Source organism: Nostoc sp. UIC 10630, from assembly GCF_010747425.1.
GTDB lineage: Bacteria > Cyanobacteriota > Cyanobacteriia > Cyanobacteriales > Nostocaceae > Nostoc.
Genome location: NZ_JAAGOG010000159.1, coordinates 1 through 18845, shown reverse-complemented (window position 1 = coordinate 18845; position 18845 = coordinate 1). Strand labels below are relative to the sequence as shown.

Below are 18845 nucleotides of genomic sequence, written 5' to 3'. Positions count from 1 at the left end.
GAGACAGGGGGAGCAGGGGGAGCAGAGGAGAATATTTAATAATCAATGCCAATTCCCCATTCCCAATGCCCCATTCCCAATTCCCCACTATATATACTTGCGTCCTCGCCACTCGCGTGGCTTGTGGAACGCAGATAAGAAGATTCGCAGCACAGCTAGGGGATCGGCTAAAGGGGAAAGCCAGAATAACCAGCCACCTTTAGCACTTTTGCGATCGTAAGAAGGTGCGATCGCAATTAGCATCGCAAAGCGAATCACTACCAAGAATAAATTCAGTCCCAGTAGAAGAAGTAAGGGAGTGGGTACAAACGCGATTAATCGCGTCTGTAGCGAGTACGAGAGTGAGGGAGAAATTAATAAAAAACTGAGGACAATTAAAAGGGGTAGACCTTGAACAGATGTGAGTAGCCATAAATCTCCCCACAACTGAGAACGAGAAGTTGCATCTTTAAGGTCTAGACTCCGCCCCCATTCCTTCCACGTCTCCATCGCCCCTTCATACATTCGTACTTTCAGAACCTTTGCGCCATCTAAAAAGCCCACTTTATACCCAAGAGTTGCAATATTTCGTGCCAAGGTGACATCATCACAAAAAGAACTACTCGCACTGCTGTAACCACCCACAGCAGCTAAAACAGAGCGACGACACAAAAAACACTGCCCATTTGCCATCACCCGTTCAGGCTGCTCTGCATTAATGCCAGCAGGGTCAAATCGGTAAAGTAAAGTCATCAACAAAGCTGGTTGTAGCCAGCATTCTCCTGGATATTTGAGGATAAACTGGGGCGAAAGGGAAACTAAGTCATAGCCTTGTGCTTCCGCCGTCTTCACTAAACCCGCAACCAAACCAGGATGTGGTTGAATATCAGCATCCAGACCCAAAAACCACTCACTACCCTCAGAGCTATATAGAAAACCGTTATGCAACGCCCAAGGCCGCCCCACCCAACCAGAGGGTAAAGGATCATCCGTCATCACGCGAAAGCGCGGATCTTTTTGCTGTGTGGCTTTTACTAAGTCGGGTGTACCATCACTGGAGTTGCTATCTACAACAAGAATTTCTCGAACTTCGTAGCTTTGCTGACTTAAACCAGCTAACAGAGGGCTAATGCGAAGCGCTTCGTTCAGTGTGGGAACTACGACACTAACCTTACCTAAAAGCTCTGGCGTTGGCTGTTGCGGTTTTATAGGTGGCAGCCTTCTTGGCCCCTTTAACAAGCGCGAAAACAGAATCGCCGTTGCTGGTACTTGAATAAGTAGCAATAAAAAGGATATGGCACTTTCTACTATTAAAGCGTTGTCTACTGTTGTCAAAATACTTATCAATTAAAAGTGCGACTATACAAAATAAATGGGAATTGGGAATTGGGAATTGGGAATTGCTAATCCCTGTTACTCTATTCCCCATTCTCCATTCCCCACTCCACAATTTCTAGGCTATTTTAAGGCAACTTCAACCTTTGCTACTGATACTTCTTTGCTTACTGGTTCAACAGCAACTTGAGCGGGTGTGGTTGAACTCCTTAACCACAGAGCCACGGCGGGAGCCACACCAAGCAATAAACCGAGCAATACAGGGATGGAGAACCCAGCAGCCAAACTTAGTCCGGCGGCGAAGGCAAAGTTAGTCAAATAAACGACTAAGGGTAGATTGAGTTGCGATCGCTCTAATTTAATCGATGTGTTTCTCCACAACAAGCCTGCCACACTCATAAACAGGGCGCTAGTACCAAACCAACCTGCATAGTTCTGGTAAGGTGTGCCAAAGAAAGCTCCTGGTTGTTCCCAATACCAAAAAGGCAGAGAAGTTTGACTCATAGCTGGCTCAAGGGCAAAATCCCAGCAAGTGAAGAGTAAAGCACCAACAGCTATAGCCGCAATATGGCGACCCCAACTGGGCTTTTGAGCCACTTTCAAACCAGTTCTCGCGATTAAATAAGACGACAGTCCAACATAGAACCAAGACAAAGGAATTGTGAAAGGAACTAGCCCTGCAATCTTATAACCCAAGCCACTCAAGTAGCTATAATCTCCAAATGGAAAACCTGTGCTGGTTCCCAGTAGTTCACTTCCCAAAGAGATAAGCATAGCCGGCAGCATAAATGCTAGCCAAGTTCCCAATCCCAGCGTCCGGTAGGCATAAATAGAGACAGCTATTGTCCCCAAAATGATATCAACTACACCGCCACCAGCCATACTTAACTGTACGGCAGTTTCTCCAACCTGCGATAAGTTGAAAATTATGTCGGCATTAGGTATGACCAGTAGCATCCCTACCAGTCCGAAGGCTTTTGACACGATATGACCAATCAGGCATACGCGCTCAACGATAACAAGTTGTCTCATGATAATTCCTTAACAAGATGTGACACGCGGCTACTCGGCTGCTAACAGTTTACAAATGTTTAACAACATATTTAAATACTTTGTGCCGCAATTCTCTACAAACTTGTTTGGCTTTCTTGGGAAGAGCATAACAGCCGATTGATTGAAGCTATAAGAAATATGATGATAAACCTACTAGTTTAAGCTATATATTCAAAATCTACATAATTCCATCTGCAAAAAATTCTGGTTTCTTGTCCTACTGATACCCGTATGATAAAAAATTCCTTCCATGCAGGGATCTCATTGAGTGAAGAAAACTATTATAAATTAACTAAGCTCTAAAGTGAAGAATGATACATTGATGCCAGAAAATTAGGCCAGGGAATACAAAGTATACCGTAATCTAGAAGTTGTCGATGAATAACTTCTAACTTAATGGCTAACAGACGGCGATTTTTAAAAGGGGTGGCAGCACTTTCTAGCTTATCTTTAGCTGGTTGTGGCTGGAGACTGGCTGAAGTCCGTGCTAATTCTAATACGAATGGTCAACGTGACCAACTTTATGTCTTTACCTGGACACAATATACTGACAACCAATTACTGAGAACTTTTAGCACTCAAACTGGTATGAAAGTGCTGGCGGATGTGTATGATTCCAATGATGTCATGCTGGCCAAGTTGCAAGCTGGAGGCGGTGGCATTTACAGCATCATCAACCCATCTGATTACATGGTGCAGAAGATGGTAAACAAAGGTTTGTTAACAGAGATAAATCACGATCGCTTAATCGGTTTAGAGAATTTATTTCCCCGATTTCAGAATCCTAGCTATGACCCCAATAACCGATATAGCATCCCTTTTAACTGGGGGACAACAGGTTTGCTTTACAATTCCGAAAAAATCAAAGATGCACCACAAGACTGGGATTACCTTTGGCAGAACCAAGAAGAACTTAATCAACGGATGACCTTGCTTAATGATGTTCGAGAAGTTATGGGTGCGACCTTACGGATGCTAGGTTATTCTTACAACTCCAAAAACGAACAAGAAATCAAACAAGCTTATGAAAAGTTGAAGGTGCTAAAACCTGCGATCGCACGTTTTGACACCGACGCTTGGCAAAATCAAATTCTGGCAGGAGATTTGCTATTAGCAATGTGCTATTCAGCAGATGCAGTAAAAATTGCTCAAGAAAACCCTAAACTCAAATATGTGATTCCTCGCAGTGGTTCTTCATTATGGACAGACACTATTGTTATTCCGAAAACAGCCCCTAATTTAGCTGGAGCTTATGCTTGGATCAACATGATTTTGCAACCAGAATTAGCAGCCCAAATCAGTCAACGCTTGAGTATTTCTACGCCTAATAGGGCTGGATTTGAGCAATTGCCAAAAACAATCCAAGACAATGCTAATTTATTTCCCGCAGAATCACTTTTAGCAAACTGTGAACGTGTTACTCCTGTAGGAGACTTTGAAGAGGTTTACGATCGCTATTGGACTCAATTAACTAGCAGTTAAAATAGTTAGGAGTTAGATTTATAAGTAATGAATATTGAAAAAAATGGGATTTCCCAAATAGAAAAATTGCCTCGCCTGCGAGGAAATTGGCTGCAACCTTTGATATTACTTGCACCATCGGGAATTTGGTTATTACTTTTGTTGGTGCTGCCAACTTTGATAATTTTCGAGTTAAGTTTAGTTGCAGACATTCGTCCGGGAGATTTGGTTAATCCCAACGGAATCCAAAACTACATCCGAATATTCGACCCCCTTTACTTACAGGTAATTGTGCGATCGCTATTTTTTGCGTTGGGCACTACAATAATTTGTTTAATTTTAGGCTTCCCTGTCGCCTATTGGATTGCTCAAATAGCGCCGCTACGTTGGCGGAATTTGCTGCTATTAGGTTTTGTTTTGCCTTTGTGGACTTCCTCGTTACTTCGCTCTTATGCTTGGATTACAATTCTTCGTCCTACTGGTTTGTTGAACAGTTTTCTCAGCACTTTAGGCTTGCCTACTTTGCAATTACTTAATCAGAGTCAAGCTGTATTTATTGGCATGAGTTACAGCTTGTTACCCTATATGGTTTTGATTTTATATGCTTCTCTCGAAAAGCTAGACAAGCGGTTGCTAGAAGCGGCGGCTGATTTAGGTGCAAATCCGATGGAAACTTTTTTCCAGGTAACTGTACCGCAAATTCTGCCTGGAATTACCGCTGCTTCTATGCTTGTATTCATCACAGGCTTGGGGGATTTTGTCGATCCAGAATTACTTGGTGGTGCTTCTAGTATGACGGCAGCACGGTTAGTTTATAACCAGTTCCTAGGAGCCACGCAAAATTGGGGATTTGGTTCAGCTTTGAGTATGACGTTAATTTTGCTTGTTAGTATTGCGATCGCACTTTTAATTAAGTTTGGCGAACCTGCACCCAAACGCTAAACTTTTGGTCGCTCATTTATAATAAGGGCATCAAACGCCAGCGAGACAACGGTTATGCTCTCACCTGATCTCAAAAATGCGTTACCAACTACTGATGAACTTCCCTGTTCAGACGATACACCAGTGGATAACGAAGACCAAAACTTTTTGCCCAACATTTTATTATTCTTACTCAACTCCATTTGGGCAAATCGCCTGGATTGGTACTTCGGAGTAGATATGGGAGTGTATCACACTACGGGGATAAACCCTAGAGTACCTGTAGTGCCGGATGCTTTTTTAAGTGTGGGAGTAGAACGGAAAAAGGGTGGTAAATCACGCAAAAGTTACGCAGTTTGGGAAGAAAATGGGATCGTTCCGATATTCACATTAGAAATGGTATCCCATACCCCAGGAGGTGAATATGACGAGAAGCTAGATATATATAAAAAACTTGGTGTATTGTACTACGTAATTTATAACCCTGAGTTTTGGCGACGTGACCAACATCAACCTTTTGAAGTGTATAAATTGATAGATGGAAGCTACCAGCTACAAATAGGTGAGCCTTATTTTATGCCAGAAGTGGGGTTAGGTATTGGGCGACACCAGGCTGTAATTGCCGGCATACAACAGCAGTTTTTATGTTGGTATGATGAGCAAGGAAACCGCTATCTGACAGATGCAGAACAGGCACAACAGGAGCGATCGCGGGCTGAACAAGAGCGGCAAAGGGCTGAACAATTAGCGCAGTATTTACGTTCTTTAGGTGTAGATCCAAATAATTTACCTGGTAATCCATAATTACGAATTACGAATTTTTAATGATTTACCACCATGAGCAAATCATTTAGATCATCTGCATTACTGTTAATTAACCCCTTAATTGTAGAAAGAAATTCATTTTCTAAATAAGGCTTAGTTAAGTAAGCTTTTGCACCCAATTCTTGAGCAAGTTGGCGATGCTTTTCAGAGCTGCGAGAAGTGAGAATCACCACAGGGATTTTTGCTAATTTGGGGTATTGACGGAAATTGCCCAACAACTCAAAACCATTCATTCGTGGCATCTCTAAATCGGAGACGACAACTTGAATTTCTGGCTGTAACTGCAACTTTTCTAGAGCTTCTACACCATTTTGAGCTTGTATTACTTGATAGCCCGATTTTTGTAGAGTCAGAGAGATAGTTTGGCGCAAACTAATTGCGTCATCTACTACTAAAACAACTTTTGGTAATTTATGATCTGGTTTTTGAGAATAACTGGGTTGAGTTTCTATCGTTTTTATGGAAGTAGATGCAAAAGTGTCTCCCGATATCGCTAAGGCTTTTTTATTTGAGGGAGAAGCTACTGGTAACGCCATGATATCAAGTGTTGTTTGTTGGATCTCGCTAGACTTGACCAGCAATGAAGCATCAATCACTAAGATGAGATTACCATTGGGTAAACTACTACAACCATAAACGTATTTTGGCGGTGCGATCGCATTTCCTAAAGGTCTGATTACCAGTTCTTGTTCACCAATTATTTGGTCAACTTCCAAAGCAAACATTCCCTGATTTCGTCGGAGCAAAAGCACTGGATTTTTCGCTATGCTTTGGTCGTCAGTATTTGATGTGTTGTATGGAGCAGCAGTATTCAAGAATGAATCATCATAATGAATCAATTTTGAAAGTTGACGAAGGCTGACCATAGTCTCATCATTGTCTGTGTTCCAATGCAAGACTTTTTGACCTTCAATTTCTTTAATTTGCTGCTCGGAGGGAATCAATATTTTTTCGATACTGTCCGAAAGAAGGGCATAAATAACACCTTTGGCTTGAACTAGCATTAGTTTTTCTGTAGTCATAGAAAAAGGAATTTTGAGTATGAATATTGTTCCTTGGTTGAGTAAGGATTGAACTGAAATTGAGCCATTAAGTGCGTTCATCTGAGTCCGCACAATATCTAACCCCATACCGCGCCCAGAGATTTCAGTCACTTTACCGGCAGTAGAAAATCCAGGTGAAAATATCATGTCTAAAAGTTCAGGTTCGGCCAGATTAGAAGCATAGCTTCTAATTTTTTCTTCAGTTTGTATGGGATATAATTCAGCAGCTTTTGTGCGAATTCTGTCTAAATTCAATCCCTGACCATCATCCCGAACTTCGATAATAGTGTGGCTACCTTGATGATAAGCGCGGATTTCGATTAACCCTTTTTCTGGTTTTCCAAGCTCTCGGCGAAGTCTCGGAGCTTCAATCCCGTGGTCAAAAGCATTACGTACTAAATGTAATAACGGATCGTAGAGTTTCTCTGCGATCGCTTTATCTACTAGTACTTCAGTACCAGTAAGTTTCAATTCTACAAGTTTGGCATAAACATTCCCCAACTTATTTACCATCTGGGGGAAACGATTTAGGATATTGCCCAAAGGCAACATTCGTGCTTCTACTAAGCTCTCTATAATATTAAGAGTTAAATTCTCTTGTTTGTCACTAATTTGAGCAGCTTGTGTCACGAGCAATTCAAGTGATTCTGTGGTTTCTTGTAGTTGCAGTATTTCTTCTATTGCTTCATGCAATGTTGTATGAAATTCTGTATATACATCCATTTCTAAAGAGTCAAATTTCACTGCGAAATTTTGCGTTTGTTGTGAGGCACTATTTGGTATTTGTAATGGGAGATCGCGTAATTCATTTAAAGTTTTTTGGTGTCTAGTAATTTGACGTATTAATTGATCAATTATTTCTTTAACTTGTTCATCTTGCAAAGTACGTCTTTTTTGGTAAATCAGTAATTCTCCAGCTAAATAATTGAGGTGTTGTAGTCTTTCTGTATCTACTCGAATAAATGAAGGTTGACGAAAGTTTTTAGTTTGAACATACTGTGATTTATCTTCTATTTCTTTGTTGATCTGTGTAGCTAAATCAGGCATAACTTCAATGGCTGTTTCAGTAACTCCTATAGCTACCTGCTCATTTAGACTTAATGAATCAACTTTTTCTGAATAATCATCATTTGGAGTTGTCACCACTGGCTCTGTCAGGTTTTGGCTAACTTCTCCTCCCCATATTGTCTCTAGTAAATTATCAGTAGTTTGAGAAGATACAGATTTAGATATTTCTTTAAAAACTAATAGTGTTTGCAGTTTCGGAATATCAAGCCAATTTTTTTCTTCGGTAGTAACAGGAGGATAGTTTTTATATTCTTCTGCTAATCTGTGAATTCGGTTTTGTAATATTTTAATGACTGAGATATAGCTGTCAGATTTATTAACAGAATTCTGAAACTTTGTGACAGCAAATAAGATGATTAAAATTATCCCATGTCTATAAATACAAAGACTTTGGCTATCTTGTTCATCTTGAACAAAATCAAGAAACTTTCTCAGCCAATTTTCGATATAATCAAGTAGATTTTCTTTTCCTAACTTGGGAACAAGTAAATCTAAATTTGGTTCTGGTATTTTTATCTCGTGATTAAACCAACCAAAAATATAGCGAATTACTTTTAGATAAAACTTGGCAGTTGTTGGATTGACAGATTCATTTTTATTGTTGTCGGATGTAGTGAGAAAGTGGTAAAATTGCTCTTCATTGATAACAAAGATGTCAGCAAATGAATTATTTTGTAATTTTTTAGCTAACTCATTATTTGCCACTAGTGTGAGTTTTCGCAAAGCTAGAGAAGTTTCTCCACCAGATGTGCGATCGCCTTCTAATACCAACTTTTGTGCTTGTTGTAAATCTGCAAGGGCAATTTCAGCGATTTGCTGTACCTGAGTGGGATTTGCTTGCAGTGCTGATAAAATTGTTTGAGAAATTTCTCCCAATCCAGGCAAATTTAGAGATTCTGCTAAACCGAAAAATACCTCAGCTTGTGACTGTAATAATTCAATAAATTCGTTATTATTTGGTGGATTGTTAACAGCTTCAGCAATACTGTTTAGACGTTGCTCTACTCCCACCTCAAAAACTGACTGGACAATATCAAATCCCAATTCCTCAGAAGTGGGAATATGAGCCTCATCACCAAACGCATCACCCAGCTTTTCTTGTAACTGTGAAAACACGGAAGTTGCTCGATTTAGTAGTTCTCCGTCATTCACAGTGCTGCCTATTAGCTCAGTATTTAATGCTATGCTAAGACACTCATAAGCTTGTAATAAAAGTGTTTGTAGTTCAGCATCAATTACTACATTTGGGTTATATAAAGCCTTAAATACATCTTCCAAAAAATGGGCTATCATCTTAATAACTTCTAGCCCAACATTAGCAGCACCACCTTTAAGTGTATGAGTAGCCCGCATTAAATTATGGACTTTAGCAGTGCTATAACCTTCCGATAAGCTAAATAGTTCTTGTTCAATAATCTGTACTAATTCTGGAGCTTCAGCTAGAAAGTAGATGTATCCTTGTTCGCGAATTTCGTTATCTGTAATCATATTTTTGATTTTAAATTTTAGATTTGTTACGTAAAATTTTGATTGATGCAATTTGATGTCATAATTTCAGTGTTTCCTGACATCAAATTGCTCACTTTTTCTAGCGATAATAAACCAACCTCAACAATAAGTTCCATCCAATAAAGACTTTCATCGGTTTCTTCCTCTACCAAGCTGAGTTTAGCAATGACATCCGCGGTTGACTTCCCACGACAAGCTGACCGATCGTTAGCTCCCATAGATGTTGCTGAACGGATTATCTGCTCTGCCGTTCAGCTCTTTCGAAGGGCTTCTACTAAGCGGATTACTCGCAATGCTAGCTGCTTTATTCCCCGCTTAAAATCTTCCTCATTCATAATCCAAAATCTAAAATCTAAAATCTAAAATCTATTTGACTTTAAACTTGCTAGCAGTTGTTAATAGCTCTTGCGCCATCCCTGATAAATCTTGAAACACAGTCGCAATTTCTTGAGATTCACCAAAAGTTTTATTAGCAATTTCTGCTACATCTTGCATTGATTTTATGACTGTTACAGATTGGGTCATTTGTTTTTGAGTCGCTGCGGTAATCCGCTCAATTAGCTGACTAATTTCGGCAGTTGCAGAAACGATCGCATTCAAGTTTTGGCGAGTGTCACTGACAAGATTTGTGCCTTCTACTACCTGCTGAATACCAATTTCCATTGCTACTGCAACTTCCCCGGTTTCTGCTTGAATATCCTGGACTAATTTTTCTATTTCGATGGTTGCTGCTGCTGACTGGCGAGATAAAGAACGGACTTCATCGGCTACAACTGCGAAGCCTTTGCCATATTCACCGGCACGGGTAGCTTCAATAGCCGCATTCAGAGCCAGCACGTTTGTCTGTGTGGCAAAATTGCCAATCAAATTCACCACTTTGGAGATTTTTTGCGAAGATTCACTGAGGCGTTTAATCTTTTTGCTGGTTTGAGCAACGGTTTCACGAATTCCCTGGATTGCTTTTACAGTTAAGTTCATCGCAGTATCGCCAGACTCAACAGTTTCATTGGCTTGTTGCACCGCTACTTGCACTAACTCAGCATTCGTCACTACAGCTTGAGTAGAGTCCACCATGTGTTGAATTTCGCCTAATGCTGCGGTAATTTCCTCAGATTGTTGTTGCGCCAGATTAGTCAGTCCTGCTAGGGAAGCCTCGCTATTGCTAGAAGTTTGAGCAACTTGTTGAGCAGCCCCTTGTACCTGAAGAACTATTTGCCGCAGCGCTTGCAGGGTATTATTGTAAGCATCAGCGATCGTGCCTAGTTCGTCTTCTGTAATGGGTGCGCGTACTGTTAAGTCGCCGTTAAGGGCGGGTCTAAGGGCTATTAGCAGTTGAATAGATCGTTGTTGTAGTAACTCCTTGGCTGCCTTTTCTCGTGCTGCGGCTTCTGCTAATTTGGCTGACTGCCCTTGTACTTGTTGCAAATATTCAGTCTGTTGTAATGCTAGCCCTAACTGGTTGCCAATGCGTGCTAACAAGGTGACTTCCGATTCATCCCAATCACGAGTTCCAGAATTCTGATAAGCTGCCAGCAATCCCCACAATTGTTCCCCAGCAAATACAGGAACAATTACATAAGCTTTAGCTTCAAATTGCTCTAAAACTTCAATGTGGCAAGGAGAATGACCTACCTGATAGATGTCATTAACAACAAAGTTTTCCCCTTGGGCATATCGACCCCCTTGAGTTTCTTGTAAGTGGGTATCTTCCCAGACAGTTTTGATATCGGGGCCTACTAGTTTTACCCAAGTATGAGCTACTGATTCTGCTACAAACTCACCAGTCCAATTAGGGTTGAAGCCATAGACTGCGACGCGATCGCATCGCAGTAATTGCCGTACTTCTTGAGTTGTTGTTTTGAAGATTTCTTCTACATCTGAAGATTGCCGGATGCGGTTACTGATCTTGGTGACAGCTTTCTCTTGTTCCGCTATCTGAGCTAGTTTTTCAGATTTCAACCGAACTAATTCCAAATAATCTATCTGTGATTTAGCTAGGCTAAATTGCAAGCTAGTCTGAACCAAAAAAGTCACTTCCCAAGTTTCCCATTCACGGGGGCGAGAATTTTGATAAGCTGCCAGCAAACCCCACAATTTATCTCCGAAGAATATAGGAACAATTATGTAAGCTTTGGCTTCAAACTGCTCTAAAATCTCAATATGGCAAGGAGCAAGCCCTACTTCATAGATGTCATTAACAACAAAGTTTTCGCCTCTAACATATCTACCTCCCTTAGTTTCTTGTAAGTAGGTATCGTCCAAAACGGTTTTAATATCAGGGCCTACCAGTTTTGTCCAACCAGTACCCACAGACTCAGCCACAAATTCGCCACCCCAGTCAGGGTTAAAACGATAGACTGCGACGCGATCGCATCGTAGTGATTGACGCAATTCTTGAGTGGTTGTTTTGAAGACGCTATCTACATCTAAAGATTGTCGGATGCGGCCTACTATCTTAGTAAAAGCTTTTTCTTGTTCAACTATTTGGGCTAGTTGCTCAGATTTTTTATACATCTGTTCTAGATATTCGCCTTGTGAGATAGCCACACCAAATTGCAGTCCAATTTGGGTCACAAAGCTTTCTTCCCAAGGTTGCCAATCACGAGGTCCAGAATTTTGATAAGCTGCCAGCAAGCCCCATAATTTCTCTCCAGCAAATATGGGCGCAATGATGTAAGCCTTCATTTCATACTGCTCTAAAATGTCAATGTGGCATTGAGCATGACCCATTTTATAAATGTCTTTGGCCACAAAGCTTTCACCTTTGGCATAACGTCCTCCTTGGGTGTCTTGCAAGTGGCTATCTTCCCACACCATATAAAAATCAGGGCTGACCATTTTTACCCAGCCATTACCCACTGACTCAGCGACAAACTCACCACTCCAGTCAGGTTTGAAACGATAAACGGCGACGCGATCGCATTTTAGTAATTGACGTACTTCTTGAGTGGTTGTTTTAAAAATCTTATCGACATTTGATGCCCGCAGAATTTTGTCGATGACTTTAGCTACAGATTTTTTTGCTAGTATTCGCTGTTGTTCTTCTCTTTTGAATTCAAAACTCTGCAATTTGTATATGAGTTCTGTGGTAATTTGGGATAGTAGGCTAATTTCTACTTCTTGCCACTGCCGCGTTGATAAGCAATTATTTACTACCAGTAATCCCCATACTTTACCTTCTACTACAATCGGTAAACTCAAACTAGCTTTGATTTGAAATTTATCTAGGAGTTGCTTTTGATAAGGGGTAAGTTGAATCTGACTAATATCGTCAATAACTACAGGTTCTATATAGTCTTGGTTGGTATATAAACCAAAAATAATTCCGGGAATATTTTCGCCTAAAGTCGGTGTCCAACCTCGTGTTCTTGATTCTGCTAAAACATTACCTGAATCAAGAGAGGTAAACTGATAAATTAAGGCGCGATCGCAGCCAATTTTTTCTCTAATTTGCGCTACAGTAATTTTAAGTAATGTATCAATGTCTGGAGCTTGACGCAGATGAGTTGCGATGCCTTGCAACTGTCGCCGCCAAGTTTTAAATTCCTGAGATATGGCATTTAATAAAGATATTTCATTACTAGCAAGATTTGCTATATTAGCGTGTCCATTTAGATTTTCTACTTCAGATATTAGATGCTCGTTTTCATGGCTATTGCTATACAAAAATGTCATTTGATTAACCTCAAAATTTGTTATGGATAATAAGTGGAAATTTTGCAGAATAAGGATGGGGCATCCACTTTTGGCAAATCGACTTTTTTAGACCAACCATATAGTAGAGTTTTTGGCACCAAATAATTATGTTTCTTCCAAAAGTGGATGCTCCTAAAGGATAAAGGATAAACTATTATTCGCTTACCAAGAATTAGTAATTTTCAAAAACTTCTCCCCGGTCGTCTATTTCAAATTTTCAATTATGAATCTTCCAGAGGGGAGATTGGATAATCGTTATAGCATTCAAATTAAAAATCATATCTTCGGAATCATTAATAAAGTATCCCTGTAAGAAAGGTGATATTTTAGGATAAAATAGTTCGATATTTGGGAGTTTCATTTGCTGAATATCTAGCAATTCAATATCTATAATATGTTTCACCAATAGTCCTAAATATTTACCATTGTTTTCCAGAACAATTGCCATCATTATTGAAATTAAATTTGCTCCTTGTGAAATTGGAGGATAACCTAACATTGCCTCTAAATCTACTAACCAAAGCATCTCACCACGCCAGTTATAAATACCCAAGACGCTACTGGGCATCTGTGGAACACTACATATTTCAGGTAATGGTACTTGCAACACTTCTGTGATGTGTTGTAAAGAAATAACAGCTGTATCTTTTACTCCCAAATTAAAACTTAAAAACTTTTCCTTGGTTTCCAAAGTTATTGATCCTTTGTGCTTAATTGTTTATCTCTAGCCACTATTTGCTTTTATGATTTGAGCTTGCAGAGGTCATATATTATAAATAGTGACATTGACTCTTCGTTGAATTATTGCATTATCAATGAATTAATCGCTTTAGAATTACCACTAGTTCCTCTCTATCAATCGGTTTTGATAGATAACCATCAGCGCCCAACATATTACCCCAAATTTTATCTACATCACTATTTTTGGTAGAGCAAAAAACCACAGGTATTTTGCTAGTGTCGGGATTATTTTTCAGTTCTCGGCAAATTTCAAAGCCACTTTTTCCTGGTAAAATTACATCGAGAAATATGAGGTCTGGCTTTTTTTTATCTATTTTGTCTTGAGCTTCTTCGCTGCTGGTGGCGCTAATTACAGAATAACCTGCCTGTTGCAAGTAACGGCTGATTATTTCCATATCTGTTAAGCCATCTTCAACAACTAAAACAGTATTCATGATAATTACCTTTTAAAAAATTTTAAGAATGTAGACAAATTAGATATACAAACCCTAAGCGATTCATGAACAAAGACATGCAGGAATTACGCACAAAAGATTCCCCAATTCCCTTAAAAAAGGGAGCTAATGGGAGTGCGCCAACAAGGTTTTAGGTTTTAAATGTGTAATTCCTGACATAGAAAAGACTAGAGACTAGCCCTAACTTCTTTGTCATAATCAATATTTCACAACTCAAACAGGACTGCTATAAATACAAAAAGTTGTATTTGTCTAATTTTGATTCAATCTTTATCTATTAACCTCAGAAAAAGTACGTAGCGAACAGAATTTAATATATATATGTGAATATTAAAAAATTTTATCAAGAAAGAATAAAAGCATTATTCGTCATAATTAAGGCGTAATTTTATAGGAATATAATCAAACCAATATTTAAATATTTAAAAAATAATTAAGTAGCTTTCATACTACTACCTAATTATTCCTTGTGAATTCTGGCTTATTTTTATGTTTATGGACACGAGAAAGTCTATCGGTTGTAAAAATTTGGTTCTGGCTATTACTGAGTTATAGTCTAATACTGAAAAATGAAATTTTTAAGTCAATCAGACTAACTGATGATTAATTATCAAGAAAAATTATTCATTCTCCCTAATTACAAACCTATCTAGAACTTATATTCTATTTTTGATAAACTTAGTGCAATCCAAAAAGGCTCTTTTCGCATTGATTATTGCCTATTACTAGTTAAAGCAAGTAACTATGGCTACGCCAGGCTGCGCGAACAGAAATCAAAGCGGATTCCTATACATTGGCTTTACTCTTCTCAATGGGAACACTCAATGTAGGTAAATATTTACGTATTATACTCATTACCTTGTCAGGCGCTACGGGTTTAGTAATAAAATCTGTAGAACCGACTACTTTGGCACGAACTCTATCTAAAAGACCATCACTGCCTGTTAATATAATCACTGGTGTATTGGCAAAGGCTGATATTCGCCGCAACTGAGTGCAGATTTCATAACCACTAGCAACTGGCATAATCAAATCCAAGAAAATTAGGTCTGGTTTATCTTGAATCAGGGTTGGAAGTGCTTGTACAGCATCTTGAATTTTAATAAACCTTAGTCCATTGGAAGTAATAATATCCTCTAGCATTTTACAGACTTGAGGGCTATCATCTACGCAGGCCACTAATGGAGCATTCGGTTTCTTTGGTTGTGTAGTGTGAGGCTTATTGTTGGTCTCAGTCACTACTAACGGCATATCAGGTACTTCTACCAATTCGATGATTCCTTTAAGGATATAAGGAAGCAACGAACGGGTGAGTGGTAGTACACTCTGCTTCATTTTCACAGCTAAATCTAAGAGAGTGAATTTGCCATTGATTAAATTCAAAAAGTTTTTGTAGACAGATAGACTTACCATCTGCTGGAGTTGTTCTGGTCGCCGCAAAACCGGTGCCAAATTAGGAGAAAAATTTGCTAAACCAGCGGCTGACCAAGTTTTCCATGAATCTTGCATGTGCTTTACAGACATTTCTGCACTCGTAAAGCTCATTGGTGTTTCGAGGATAACTTCTTGGCTGCGATTGCAAGTTATAGAAGCGAAATTTCCTTGCAATGCTAAGTCAAATAGTAATTCTGCTATGGTGCTTTCGGCAATAGACTGAATCTGTTCTCTTTGAATTTTCTGTTTTTTATAAAAGATTTCTAAAAGGCGGTAATCCCAGTAATCTATTGATACGTCTTGTGAACGCAACAGTAATTTATCAACATCAATCTGAGGACAGTTTTGAGCCATGTGCCTACGCCATCGCCGGAAGGGATGAGTGCCCCCTGTTGCCCAAACAATACGTCCCAGGCGATAATAAAAAGTCCATTGGCCACCCTTTGAACTTTTAATATTTAATTTGCCATTAAATTGCAGTTGAGTACAAGTTTTAAATTCATTAACTAAGTTATTTGAAAGAATAAGTTCCGAGTGGGTCATATTTTATTCCTTGTATTAAAAAGCCAGTTATTGAAAAACCCACATTAGTGTATAGTGGTCAGAAGACACATCAAAATGGATATATAGCAGTCAAAATCAAGTTTATTAAAATCAAGGGATGATGAGGAAATAGCAAAAATACTGTTAATATATAAATCCGATTTTATATAGTTTGTTATCGGTAGACTTTACGAACCAAGTAGCTTGCTATAGTCAACATCATTAGGATGCATTCAGTATTAACTGATTATTTTAATAATTTTCATACAGAATTATAACCGTATAAGTTCTGAATTTTTGCTTAAAATGATTAGTAATATCGAGGATTTTTTAACTTTATTAAAATTGCCTACGAATGTTAAAAATATTTATTTAATTTTACATTTGTTAATACAAGTTAATTGAAGCGAGCTTTTTTAGGGAATATTATCTTTAAAAAAGGTGTGCTGCTCACACAAGTAGCAGCCACCTATAGAGTATTTATTTAGGAAAATGTCTTTAAGATTGGTTGTGATTTTGATAGCTCATAACAGCTGCCCTAAGATTACTTTGGTGTTCTGCTAGAAGCCGATCGCCATCCTCTTTTTCCAAACCAGTCCAGTGCATTAATAATGCTAGTTTAACCCACTTGCCACTACGTTCTAATAAAAAACCAGCAGCTTCCCGACTTAAGCCTGTGAGGTCTTGCAATATTCGTAAAGCGCGATCGCGTAACTTTTGATTTGTTACTGCCACATCCACCATACGATTACCATAAACCTTACCTAGTTTAACCATTACTCCTGTGGAAAGCATATTTAAAGCTAACTTCGTGACTGTACCAGCTTTCAGGCGAGTTGAACCAGCGATGATTTCTGGCCCTGTCAATAGGCGAATGTCAATATCGGCATCAATGCTAACTTGTTCAGCCGGAACACAGGCGATAAAAATAGTACTGGCTCCCCGTTGACGAGCTGCATGAATGGCACCGTGGACATAAGGTGTTGTCCCACCAGCAGTAATACCGACGACTACATCTAACTGGGTAATGTGTCGCCCAGCGATCGCAGCCTCACCATCTTCGATGCTATCTTCTAAATCCTCCGAACTGCGTACCAGTGCGCCAGCACCACCAGCAATAATCCCCTGTACCAACTCTGGGGGCGTACAAAAAGTAGGTGGACACTCAGCAGCATCTAGCACCCCTAACCTACCACTTGTGCCCGCGCCAATGTAAAATAAACGTCCTCCGTGACGCAAACGCTCTGCGGTGCTATCAATCGCTTCAGCCAACTGAACTTTCGCCGCTGCAACCGCTGCAATTGCTTTTTGATCTTCACTATTAAACAGTTCTACCAATTCCAGAGAACTGAGCTGGTCTAAGTTAAGACTGTTAGGATTTACCAGCTCGGTTAAAAGATGCCCACGTTCTTGCAAGTTTGTCATTTATCCTTATGTCCTTTGTCCGTTGTCCATTGTCATTAGTCAGTTAGCGACCAATGACCAGTGACCAATGACCAATGACTAATGACTAATGACTAATTAAAGCAATCCTTCCAATTTGCGACGCATCTTCTCTAGTTCAGAATCAGATAATTCTGGTTCTTCTAGTGGCTGTTGATTGAGAGGGAAGGTGTCTTCAACAGTATCCTCCTTCTGGGCGTTTGCTTGCCAGTCAGTTTGTTCTACGTTCAGTTCTGGGGGAGTGACAACTAAATTGCTGTTTTCTGGGATGATTTCCCATTCATACCCAGCACTTTCGCAAAATTCCTTGATTTCCTCAGCATCGATTGGCTCTGGTGTCGGTGCGGGGAAATCCTGAGCTTCCAGCATTAGGGCAAAGCGCGTGGCATCGTCTTCTGACTCGAACATCAGAATTTTATTGCGATCGCCCTCCCGAATCGTGTGAATCCCCTCATTCTCCGTTCGAGCATTAAAAATCAACACAAAAACACGCATTGGTGTAATCATCTGTCTTTTTTAAGGTCTATTCATATTAAAGTTCTAGGTTGTACCTCAAGGAAAGTCACAAGAACAATTTTCACTCTATTCAGATTTTCCTGAAAACGCCAAAATTATTAAGCATAAGTATTGGATCAAGCAAATACCGTAACTTAACTAATGAGGTCTTTGCTTTACTTGGCGTATCCTGGAAATGGCATACTGAATCAATGTGTCAGTTAATGCTTGTGTGTGCCAGCGATATCCGGCAATTAATACAGTGAAAGCAAATGACTAAATCTCCCCATCAAGATATTCACTCCCCCTCCCCTATCCGCAAGCGTCTGTGGTTGCTGGTGTTGAGTCGGGGTAGCATTGCCTTGAGTGGACTTTTACTGTTAGGAGTTATCATCGGTATTTGGCGGTTGTGGACTTTTGTCCAAACAGAGTTAACGCCGTTGGCACAACAAAGTCTGACTACTACACTCAACCGTCCGGTAAAACTGGGAAAAGTCACACAATTTTCGTTAACGGGAGTGCAGTTTGGCGCTTCAACTATCCCCGCCACACCCACAGATCCAGATCGGGCGACAGTCGAATTTGTAGAGGTGGGTTTTAACCCGTTACAACTAATCTTTAATCGCCACCTCAAACTTGATGTCACCTTAGTCAACCCAGATATTTACATTCAGCAGGATGAGCAAGGGCGCTGGATTTCCACTAGCATCGCGTCGTCAGGTGGAGGCGGTGCAATTAAAACTGATTTGGACTACTTGCGGTTTCGTAATGCCAAGCTGGCATTGATGCCGCAAGAGAGAGGAGGGGAGGCAGAGGGAGCAGGGGAGGTAAGGGGAGCAAGGGG

Annotated in this window: 13 protein-coding genes and 1 pseudogene; 4 read left to right on the top strand and 10 right to left on the bottom strand. The window is 39.8% G+C overall.

Going from position 1 to position 18845, the window contains the following annotated elements; genetic code table 11:
* Nucleotides 1-87 precede the first annotated feature (87 nt).
* Nucleotides 88-1323 carry a 2'-O-glycosyltransferase CruG gene (gene cruG, locus G1O98_RS28090; RefSeq protein ID WP_345940600.1) on the bottom strand — a complete coding sequence of 412 codons (1236 nt, stop codon included), beginning with the start codon at nt 1321-1323 and terminating at the stop codon, nt 88-90.
* A gap of 114 nt (nt 1324-1437) precedes the next feature.
* Complete coding sequence (gene cruF, locus G1O98_RS28085) at nt 1438-2346, bottom strand: gamma-carotene 1'-hydroxylase CruF (protein WP_163934978.1); 909 nt, start codon at nt 2344-2346, stop codon at nt 1438-1440.
* A gap of 417 nt (nt 2347-2763) precedes the next feature.
* Here cruF and G1O98_RS28080 point away from each other — a divergent pair, with 417 nt between their 5' ends.
* The 3 genes from G1O98_RS28080 to G1O98_RS28070 are packed head-to-tail and all read left to right on the top strand — an operon-like array spanning nt 2764 to nt 5553.
* Nucleotides 2764-3849: a spermidine/putrescine ABC transporter substrate-binding protein gene (locus tag G1O98_RS28080; RefSeq protein WP_114084065.1), complete on the top strand. Its 1086-nt coding sequence runs from the start codon at nt 2764-2766 to the stop codon at nt 3847-3849.
* Between the two features lie 27 nt (nt 3850-3876).
* Complete coding sequence (locus G1O98_RS28075; protein ID WP_163934975.1) at nt 3877-4770, top strand: ABC transporter permease; 894 nt, start codon at nt 3877-3879, stop codon at nt 4768-4770.
* A 54-nt stretch (nt 4771-4824) separates the two neighbouring features.
* A complete protein-coding gene (locus tag G1O98_RS28070) occupies nt 4825-5553 on the top strand; it encodes a Uma2 family endonuclease (RefSeq protein WP_163934972.1) in 729 nt (242 codons plus the stop codon).
* A gap of 17 nt (nt 5554-5570) precedes the next feature.
* Here G1O98_RS28070 and G1O98_RS28065 read toward each other — a convergent pair whose 3' ends face one another.
* The 8 genes from G1O98_RS28065 to G1O98_RS28030 all read right to left on the bottom strand — a co-directional run bounded on the left by G1O98_RS28065 (nt 5571) and on the right by G1O98_RS28030 (nt 18013).
* Nucleotides 5571-9173: a hybrid sensor histidine kinase/response regulator gene (locus G1O98_RS28065; RefSeq protein ID WP_163934969.1), complete on the bottom strand. Its 3603-nt coding sequence runs from the start codon at nt 9171-9173 to the stop codon at nt 5571-5573.
* A 26-nt stretch (nt 9174-9199) separates the two neighbouring features.
* On the bottom strand, nt 9200-9412 hold the full coding sequence (locus tag G1O98_RS40240; RefSeq protein ID WP_243458560.1) for a four helix bundle protein: 213 nt from the start codon (nt 9410-9412) through the stop codon (nt 9200-9202).
* A gap of 148 nt (nt 9413-9560) precedes the next feature.
* Entirely contained in the window at nt 9561-12869 is a 3309-nt protein-coding gene (locus tag G1O98_RS28055) for a GAF domain-containing protein (protein ID WP_163934966.1), read from the bottom strand.
* Nucleotides 12870-13107: 238 nt separating this feature from the next.
* A complete protein-coding gene (locus G1O98_RS28050) occupies nt 13108-13581 on the bottom strand; it encodes a chemotaxis protein CheW (protein ID WP_012412244.1) in 474 nt (157 codons plus the stop codon).
* Between the two features lie 121 nt (nt 13582-13702).
* Nucleotides 13703-14065: a response regulator gene (locus tag G1O98_RS28045; RefSeq protein ID WP_163934963.1), complete on the bottom strand. Its 363-nt coding sequence runs from the start codon at nt 14063-14065 to the stop codon at nt 13703-13705.
* An 807-nt stretch (nt 14066-14872) separates the two neighbouring features.
* Nucleotides 14873-16063, bottom strand: coding sequence for a response regulator (locus tag G1O98_RS28040; RefSeq protein WP_163934960.1), 1191 nt, complete (start codon nt 16061-16063; stop codon nt 14873-14875).
* Nucleotides 16064-16561: 498 nt separating this feature from the next.
* The gene (gene murQ / locus G1O98_RS28035; protein ID WP_163934957.1) at nt 16562-17488 is read right to left on the bottom strand and encodes an N-acetylmuramic acid 6-phosphate etherase; all 927 of its coding nucleotides are present in this window, start codon (nt 17486-17488) and stop codon (nt 16562-16564) included.
* Nucleotides 17489-17584: 96 nt separating this feature from the next.
* Nucleotides 17585-18013 (bottom strand): DUF3110 domain-containing protein, encoded by a 429-nt coding sequence (locus G1O98_RS28030; RefSeq protein WP_012412248.1) that lies wholly within the window; start codon nt 18011-18013, stop codon nt 17585-17587.
* Between the two features lie 260 nt (nt 18014-18273).
* On the opposite strand from G1O98_RS28030, the pseudogene G1O98_RS28025 reads away from it, so the two are divergent.
* Nucleotides 18274-18845: pseudogene (locus G1O98_RS28025) on the top strand (AsmA family protein); the annotation flags it as partial.

What these genes read in the sequence shown, in the direction of transcription:
- cruF (WP_163934978.1), bottom strand. Translation starts at nt 2,346, where the DNA reads ATGAGACAACTTGTTATCGTTGAGCGCGTATGCCTGATTGGTCATATC.
- murQ (WP_163934957.1), bottom strand. Translation starts at nt 17,488, where the DNA reads ATGACAAACTTGCAAGAACGTGGGCATCTTTTAACCGAGCTGGTAAAT.
- G1O98_RS40240 (WP_243458560.1), bottom strand. Translation starts at nt 9,412, where the DNA reads ATGGGAGCTAACGATCGGTCAGCTTGTCGTGGGAAGTCAACCGCGGAT.
- G1O98_RS28055 (WP_163934966.1), bottom strand. Translation starts at nt 12,869, where the DNA reads ATGACATTTTTGTATAGCAATAGCCATGAAAACGAGCATCTAATATCT.
- G1O98_RS28075 (WP_163934975.1), top strand. Translation starts at nt 3,877, where the DNA reads ATGAATATTGAAAAAAATGGGATTTCCCAAATAGAAAAATTGCCTCGC.
- G1O98_RS28030 (WP_012412248.1), bottom strand. Translation starts at nt 18,013, where the DNA reads ATGATTACACCAATGCGTGTTTTTGTGTTGATTTTTAATGCTCGAACG.
- G1O98_RS28045 (WP_163934963.1), bottom strand. Translation starts at nt 14,065, where the DNA reads ATGAATACTGTTTTAGTTGTTGAAGATGGCTTAACAGATATGGAAATA.
- G1O98_RS28070 (WP_163934972.1), top strand. Translation starts at nt 4,825, where the DNA reads ATGCTCTCACCTGATCTCAAAAATGCGTTACCAACTACTGATGAACTT.
- G1O98_RS28080 (WP_114084065.1), top strand. Translation starts at nt 2,764, where the DNA reads ATGGCTAACAGACGGCGATTTTTAAAAGGGGTGGCAGCACTTTCTAGC.
- G1O98_RS28040 (WP_163934960.1), bottom strand. Translation starts at nt 16,063, where the DNA reads ATGACCCACTCGGAACTTATTCTTTCAAATAACTTAGTTAATGAATTT.
- G1O98_RS28065 (WP_163934969.1), bottom strand. Translation starts at nt 9,173, where the DNA reads ATGATTACAGATAACGAAATTCGCGAACAAGGATACATCTACTTTCTA.